This is a genomic window from Actinomycetota bacterium, from assembly GCA_005774595.1.
Classification (GTDB): domain Bacteria; phylum Actinomycetota; class Coriobacteriia; order Anaerosomatales; family D1FN1-002; genus D1FN1-002.
On record VAUM01000093.1, the window covers coordinates 1 to 6453 of the forward strand.

The 6453-nt window shown below is 70.3% G+C and carries 8 protein-coding genes; all 8 read right to left on the reverse strand.

What is annotated here, in order from left to right; translation table 11 throughout:
* The coding region (gene pyrH / locus FDZ70_05135; GenBank protein ID TLM77533.1) for a UMP kinase at nucleotides 1-114 on the reverse strand (114 nt) is incomplete at its 3' end.
* A gap of 129 nt (nucleotides 115-243) precedes the next feature.
* The gene (locus FDZ70_05140; GenBank protein ID TLM77534.1) at nucleotides 244-1137 is read right to left on the reverse strand and encodes an elongation factor Ts; all 894 of its coding nucleotides are present in this window, start codon (nucleotides 1135-1137) and stop codon (nucleotides 244-246) included.
* A 75-nt stretch (nucleotides 1138-1212) separates the two neighbouring features.
* Complete coding sequence (gene rpsB / locus FDZ70_05145) at nucleotides 1213-2127, reverse strand: 30S ribosomal protein S2 (GenBank protein TLM77535.1); 915 nt, start codon at nucleotides 2125-2127, stop codon at nucleotides 1213-1215.
* Between the two features lie 177 nt (nucleotides 2128-2304).
* Complete coding sequence (locus FDZ70_05150) at nucleotides 2305-2919, reverse strand: response regulator (protein TLM77536.1); 615 nt, start codon at nucleotides 2917-2919, stop codon at nucleotides 2305-2307.
* Nucleotides 2920-2944: 25 nt separating this feature from the next.
* A complete protein-coding gene (gene whiG / locus FDZ70_05155; protein TLM77537.1) occupies nucleotides 2945-3730 on the reverse strand; it encodes an RNA polymerase sigma factor WhiG in 786 nt (261 codons plus the stop codon).
* 27 nt (nucleotides 3731-3757) lie between these two features.
* Nucleotides 3758-4993, reverse strand: a complete 1236-nt coding sequence (locus tag FDZ70_05160; GenBank protein ID TLM77538.1) for a tyrosine recombinase XerC — start codon at nucleotides 4991-4993, stop codon at nucleotides 3758-3760.
* Nucleotides 4645-6000, reverse strand: a complete 1356-nt coding sequence (locus tag FDZ70_05165; GenBank protein ID TLM77540.1) for a methylenetetrahydrofolate--tRNA-(uracil(54)-C(5))-methyltransferase (FADH(2)-oxidizing) TrmFO — start codon at nucleotides 5998-6000, stop codon at nucleotides 4645-4647. The genes FDZ70_05160 and FDZ70_05165 overlap by 349 nt, the downstream gene beginning before the upstream one ends.
* Nucleotides 6001-6036: 36 nt before the next feature.
* Nucleotides 6037-6399: a hypothetical protein gene (locus FDZ70_05170; protein TLM77539.1), complete on the reverse strand. Its 363-nt coding sequence runs from the start codon at nucleotides 6397-6399 to the stop codon at nucleotides 6037-6039.
* Nucleotides 6400-6453: the final 54 nt, after the last annotated feature.

The window sequence follows — 6453 nt, forward strand, 5'->3', positions numbered from 1 at the left end:
GATCTGTGGCGACAGCTCGTCGAGCACCTTGGGATCGACCCCGTAGCCTGCGTCGCCCATGAGGGCTTCGCCGGACAGCTTCAGCAGTACGCGCTTGTACTTGTACTCGCTCACGCGTCTCCCCTCACCCGTTCGCGCCCCTGAGATGCCGCTCGACCGCACCGGATAGTCCACGGGCCGGTCCTCGTGTGGTACCGGCCCGCCGGGAAAGCGGCTATCGGTGAGTCTAGCACTCGTGGCGCCCTACGACTCCTGCGTCTCGCCGAGCACGTAGCGCACGAACCGGGTGACGGCAACAGGCGCTCCGGCCTCGGAAGCGACCTTCTTGGCGACGTCGGCGATGGTGACCTCCGGGTCCTTCACGAACCCCTGCTCCATGAGGCAGAACTCCTTGAAGAACTTGTCGAGGCGACCGGTCGCGATCTTCTCCTGGATCGGCTCGGGCTTGCCGGACTCCGCGGCCTGGGCCTTGTAGATCGACATCTCGTGCTCGACCACGTCGGCGGGCACCTCGTCACGCGTCACCGAGATCGGCTGTGCGGCGGCGATCTGCATGGCGACGTCCTTGCCGAACGTGCGGAACGCGTCAGAGGCTGCGGCCTCTGCGGAGCCGGCGAAGCATTCGACGAGCACGCCGATGTTGCCGACGCCGTGGATGTAGGCGGTGACGCCGCCGAACTCGGAGCCGAGCTCGAAGCGGATGAAGCGCGGCAGCGTCATGTTCTCGCCGATCTTGGCGACCTTCTCACCGAAGAACTGCTCGACGGCGATAGTGGGGTCGTCGTGGTACGGCTGGGCCATGAGGGTGGCGACGTCGTCCGGGTCCTCGGTGGCGATGTGCTCGGCGAGCGAGCGCACGAACGCCTTGAAGTCCTCGTTGCGGGCGACGAAGTCGGTCTCGCAATCCACCTCGACGAGCGCGCCGATACTCGCGCTGTCAGAGACGAACGAGCCGATGATGCCCTCGTTGGTAGCGCGGCCGGCCTTCTTCGCCAGGTCGGCCAGGCCCTTCGTGCGCAGGTAGTCGACGGCGGCGTCCATGTCGCCGCCGCACTCGGCGAGCGCCTTCTTGCAGTCCATCATGCCCGCGCCCGAGATCTCGCGGAGCTCCTTCACCTTGGCGGCGGTGATCTCCATGTCCGACCCCTTTCGGATCGTCGTGGTCAGTGGTGTGGGTGGTGCTGACGCGGCGACACGGCTCCTGACGCAGCCCTACGCCTCGGGCTCGGCGGCGGAGTCCGCCTCGGCGTCCTCCGGGGCAGTCTCCGCGACATCGCCCGCGTCGGCCTCGACCGGCTCGTCCATCGGGACCGCCGACGCCTCAGCGACGTGCTCCTCGGCAACGGGCTCGGCAACCTCGGCTGGCGCCGGCGCTTCGACCGCCGCCTCCACGACCGCGGGCACGGGGCGCTCCTCGGCCTCGACCACGGGCGGCGCGCCGGAGGCCATGCGGCCGGCGGCGGCGGCATCGGCCATGATGCGCGACATCAGCGTGATGGATCGGATGGCGTCGTCGTTGCCCGGGATGACGAAGTCCGCGTCATCCGGGTCCGAGTTGGTGTCCACGATGCCGATCACCGGGATCCTGAGGCGGCGCGCCTCGGCGACCGCGATGGCCTCGCGCTTGGTGTCGATGACGAAGACGGCAGCCGGCAGGTCTGCCATCTCGCGGATGCCGGTCAGGCCCTGGCGCAGCTTCGCGAGCTCTGCGCGCAGCTTCAGCGCCTCCTTCTTGGGCAGCGCGGCCATCCGGCCGTCGTCCTCCATCGCCTCCAGGTCGTTCATGCGCTGGACGCGCTTGCGGATGGTGACGAAGTTGGTGAGCATGCCGCCGAGCCAGCGGTGGTTGACGTACGGCTGGCCGGAGCGGGCCGCCTCGACCTCGACCGCCTCCTGCGCCTGCTTCTTGGTGCCCACGAACAGCACCGTGCCGCCCTTGGCGGTCACGTCGCGCACGAAGCGGTACGCCTGGTCGATCTCGCGCAGGGTGCGCTGCAGGTCGAGGATGTAGATGCCGTTGCGCTCGGTGAAGATGTACGGCCGCATCTTGGGGTTCCAGCGGCGCGTCTGGTGCCCGAAGTGGACACCGGCCTCGAGCAAGGCCTTCATGGTGATGGCTGTGGACATACGTATCCCTTTCCCGGTTGTTCGTCCGCCCGCGTCATCCCCCGTAGATGGCGAACCGCATGTCGCGGCACCGGCGCCCGGGGTCGGCAGGGCGTGAGTGGTCAAAGCCCGCGCAGTCTAGCACAGTGCGCGGCAGGCAGGAAGACGGGGCGTGCGGCCGGTCCGTCAGCGGTGCGGCTAGAAGCCGCGCCCGCACTTGGGGCACTGGAAGTGAGCGTCGAACCACCCGGGGCGGGACGGTTGCGAGACGAGGTCCAGTGCGAGTTCGACCTCGCAGGCGGGGCACCAGAAGCGGCGCGGCAGGTTGGCGCAGGCAACGAGCTCGTCGGCGTCACCCTCGCGGTCCCGGAGGAACACCGAGTACGAGCCGAGCTTGCACGCGTCGGCAGGTGCCTCGCCGGTCGCAACGGACGTGCCCGAGCCGGAGAAGTGGGCTCCGATCTTGGCGGAGACGTCCGCGGGACGCGCCTCGTTCTTGACGAGGTAGTCGGCAGCGCCCATCTCGAGGCCCTTCTCGACGTCGGACTCCTGTCCGAGGTTGGAGAGCACGATCACCGGGAGGTTGGCGGTGCGCGGGTCGCGATGGACGGTGTCGAGGACCTCGAGGCCGCTCATGCGCGGCATGACGAGGTCGAGGAGGATGAGGTCGACGGAGTGGGTCCGCAGGAGTGCGAGCGCTTCGATGCCGTCGCCGGCGGACAGCACCGTGTAGCCGTCCTGGACGAGCTTGTCGGCGTACATGCGCCGCAGGAGCTCGGTGTCCTCAACGACGAGTATGGTCTCGCCTGCCATGCGGGGCGCCTCCTTCCGTCCTTCGCTACCCGGCTGCGGCGCCGTGTGCGGCGTGCAGCCGCGCCCGGAGTCGAAGGACCGATTTCGTGTGCAGCTGGCTGACCCTCGACTCCGTGACGCCGAGGACCTCGCCGATCTCCTTGAGGGTGAGTCCCTCGTAGTAGTAGAGCATGATAACGGTCTTCTCGCGCTCGGGGAGCCGCTCGATCGCCGAGGCGAGGATCTGTTTGATCTCCTTGCTCTCGAAGACCGCGACGGGGTCCTCGGCGCCGTCGTCCCGCAGGGAGCCCGGCGTCGCCGCCCGGTCCTCGCGGTCCGAGTTGCCCCCCCACATCTCCTCGAACGAGACCACCGAAGTGTACGAGAGCTTCGTGAAGATCCCCTGCAACTCGCGTAGGGTGAGCCCGAGCTCGGCGGCGACCTCCTCGTCCTCCGGCACACGCTTGAGCTCATTCTCGAGCTTGATGTAGGCGGCCTCGATCTCACGGGCACGGGCCCGGACCGACCTCGGGACCCAGTCCATCGCGCGCAGCTCGTCGATGATGGCGCCCTTGATGCGGGCGATCGCATAGGTCTCGAACTTGATGCCGCGGTCGGGGTCGTACTTCTCGATGGCGTCGATGAGGCCGAAGATGCCGTAGCTGATGAGGTCGGCGGTCTCGACGGTCTGCGGGAGGCTGGCCGACAGGCGCCCAGCGACGTACTTGACCAGCGGAGAGTAGTTGAGGATCAACTGCTCCCGCGCATCCGGGTCACCGTCTTTGTAGCGCTGCCAGAGCGCGGCGACGTCCGCGCGCGGGTCAGATCTCATGCATGCCCCTTGATGCGTTGCGACCACTCATGCGCGCGGATGCGCACCTCCGTGCACCTCACGGAGCCGCTTGACGCTCAAGTGAGTATAGGTCTGGGTGGTGGACAGGGCAATGTGACCGAGCAGCTCCTGGACGGTCCGCAGGTCCGCTCCGGCCTCGAGAAGATGGGTCGCGAACGCGTGGCGGAGCGTGTGCGGGGAGGCGCCCGGGGCGCAGCCCGCCTCGGCGAGCCGTCGGCGGAAGATGCGCCGGACCGCGTCGGTGGATAGCGGGTTGCCCGTCGACGACAGGAACAGCGCGTCGGCGACGCGGCGGTCCATCTGCGGGCGGGCGCGCGTCAGGTACGCATTGACCGCGGCGACGGCGAGGGGGTGCAGCGGCAGCACGCGCTCGCGGGCGCCCTTGCCCATGACACGCACGGACGCCGAGCCCGAGGTGACATCACCGACGCGCAGGGCGCACAGCTCGCCCACACGCATGCCGGTCGCGTACATGAGCTCGAGCAGCGCGCGGTCGCGCAGTCCCGCGGGCGTACCGGGGTCGGGGGACTCGAGCAGCGCGCGCACCTCGTCGGCGGGCATCGCCTTGGGGAGCCGCGCGGGCAGCTTGGGCGAGGCGAGCACCGCGGCAGGATCGGAGTCGACGAGACCCTCGGCGAGCAGGTAGGCGAACCACGAGCGCACAGCGGAGAGGCGCCGCGCGATCGTGCGGCGCGAGTACCGGGCCGCGTCCATCTCGGCGAGGTACCCGCGCAGCCGCCGGTGGCTGAGGTGCAGCGGATCGGCGCCGGCGCGCTCCGCCCATTCGAGATAGCGCGCGAGGTCGCCCGCGTATGCGCGGACCGTGTGCGGAGAGAGCCCGCGCACGTCGGCCAGATGGCGCAGGAAGGCGTCGCGTGCAGAGCCTGGCGTGGTCACGGTGCGCAGAGCTCCGTGGCACCGGGCGCCGGCACGAGGTCCGAGCGAGTGCGCACGTACGCGTCGAGCGCGTCGGCGGCCCGCGCTGCATACGCCGCATAGCGGTCGCGCTTCCCCATCTTCGACGGCAGCGGCGGGAGCAGGCCGAAGTTCACGTGCATTGGCTGGTACGGTGCCGTGTCGGGGTCGGTCGCGTACGACACGAGCGAGCCGAGGAGGGTGTCGCGGGGCAGGACGAACGGCGAGCCGCCGGTCAGGCGCGCGCAGACGTTGAGGGCGGCGAGCAGCCCCGTGGCCGCTGCCTCGAGGTAGCCCTCGGTTCCGGCGAGCTGCCCCGCGAGCCACACGTCGGGGCGGGCGAGCAGCGACAGGTCGGGCGCGAGCACGCGCGGCGCGTCGACGAACGTGTTGCGGTGCATCACGCCGTAGCGGGTGAACTCGGCGGCCTCGAGGCCGGGCACCATGCGGAAGACCCGCTGTTGCTCAGGGAAGGTGAGGTTGGTCTGGAACCCGACCAGGTTGTACGCGGTGCCTTCGCGGTTCTCGGCGCGCAGCTGCACGACCGCCCAGGGTCGCTCCCCCGTCGCCGGGTCGGTCAGGCCGACAGGCTTCATGGGCCCGAAGCGCGGGGCGTCGGGCGCGCGGCGCGCGATCTCCTCGATCGGCTGGCAGGCGTGGAACAGGTCGCGCGACTCGAAGTCCTTGAGCACGACGCGCTCGGCGGCGGTGAGCGCGTCGATGAACCGCTCGTACGTGGGCCGGTCCATGGGGCAGTTGAGGTAGTCGGCACCCTCCCCTTTCCCGTAGCGACTCGCCGCAAACACGCGACCACGGTCGATCGAGGCGGACTCGACGACGGGCGCGGCGGCGTCGAAGAACGCGAGGCGGCCGGGGCCGACGACCTCGGAGAGCGCGGGCTCGAGGGCGGGGTCGGTGAGCGGGCCCGTCGCGACGATGGTGTGTCCGCTTCGCGGCAGGGCGTTCGCACGCTCGCGGACGAGGTCGATGCACGGGTGGCGCGAGACGGAGGCGGTCACGGAGTCCGCGAACCGCTCGCGGTCGACTGCCAACGCGGCCCCTGCAGGGACCGAGGCGCTGCGGGCACACGCGAGCACGAGGCTGCCGAGTGCGGCGAGTTCGTGCTTGAGGGCTCCGGCGGCCGTGTGCGGGTCGTCGCTCTTCATGGAGTTCGAGCACACGAGCTCCGCAAGGCGGTCCGTGCGGTGCGCCGGGCCGAGGACCTTGGGGCGCATCTCGATGAGTCTGACCGGGACGCCACGCGTCGCCAGCTGCCACGCAGCCTCGGAGCCGGCGAGCCCGGCGCCGATGACGGTGACGGGTGCAGAGCCCAGGCGCACGGGTGCCTCCGGCCGGGTGTCGGGTGGCGGTCACGGCGATTGTACCGTGCGCCGCGTGTACCTACAGGCGTCCGCTGGCGGTCCGTACCGCCCGTCGGCATGGCGCTCGATGAGCCCAGCCTCTTCGAGCGCTGCGAGGTGACGGATGGTGTGGACGATGTCGGCGGAAGTCGCGCGGGCCGCGTCGTCGGGGCGCATCGGGTCGGCGATCAGCGCGGCGAGCAGCGGGTCGTTCGCGGTGGTCGGCGTGCCCGGGTCGAACGGGTCGTACACGTCGAGGCCGGCGCCGCGGAGTGAGGCCGCGAGGTCCGCGACGTCGGTCACGGCGAAGGCGCCCTGGCGGATGAGGCGGTTCGGACCTCGCGAGCCGGGTGAGCGGATCGAGCCGGGCACGGCGAGCACGTCGTGGCCGGCTGGGGCAACCAGATCCGCAACTACGTGCTCTAC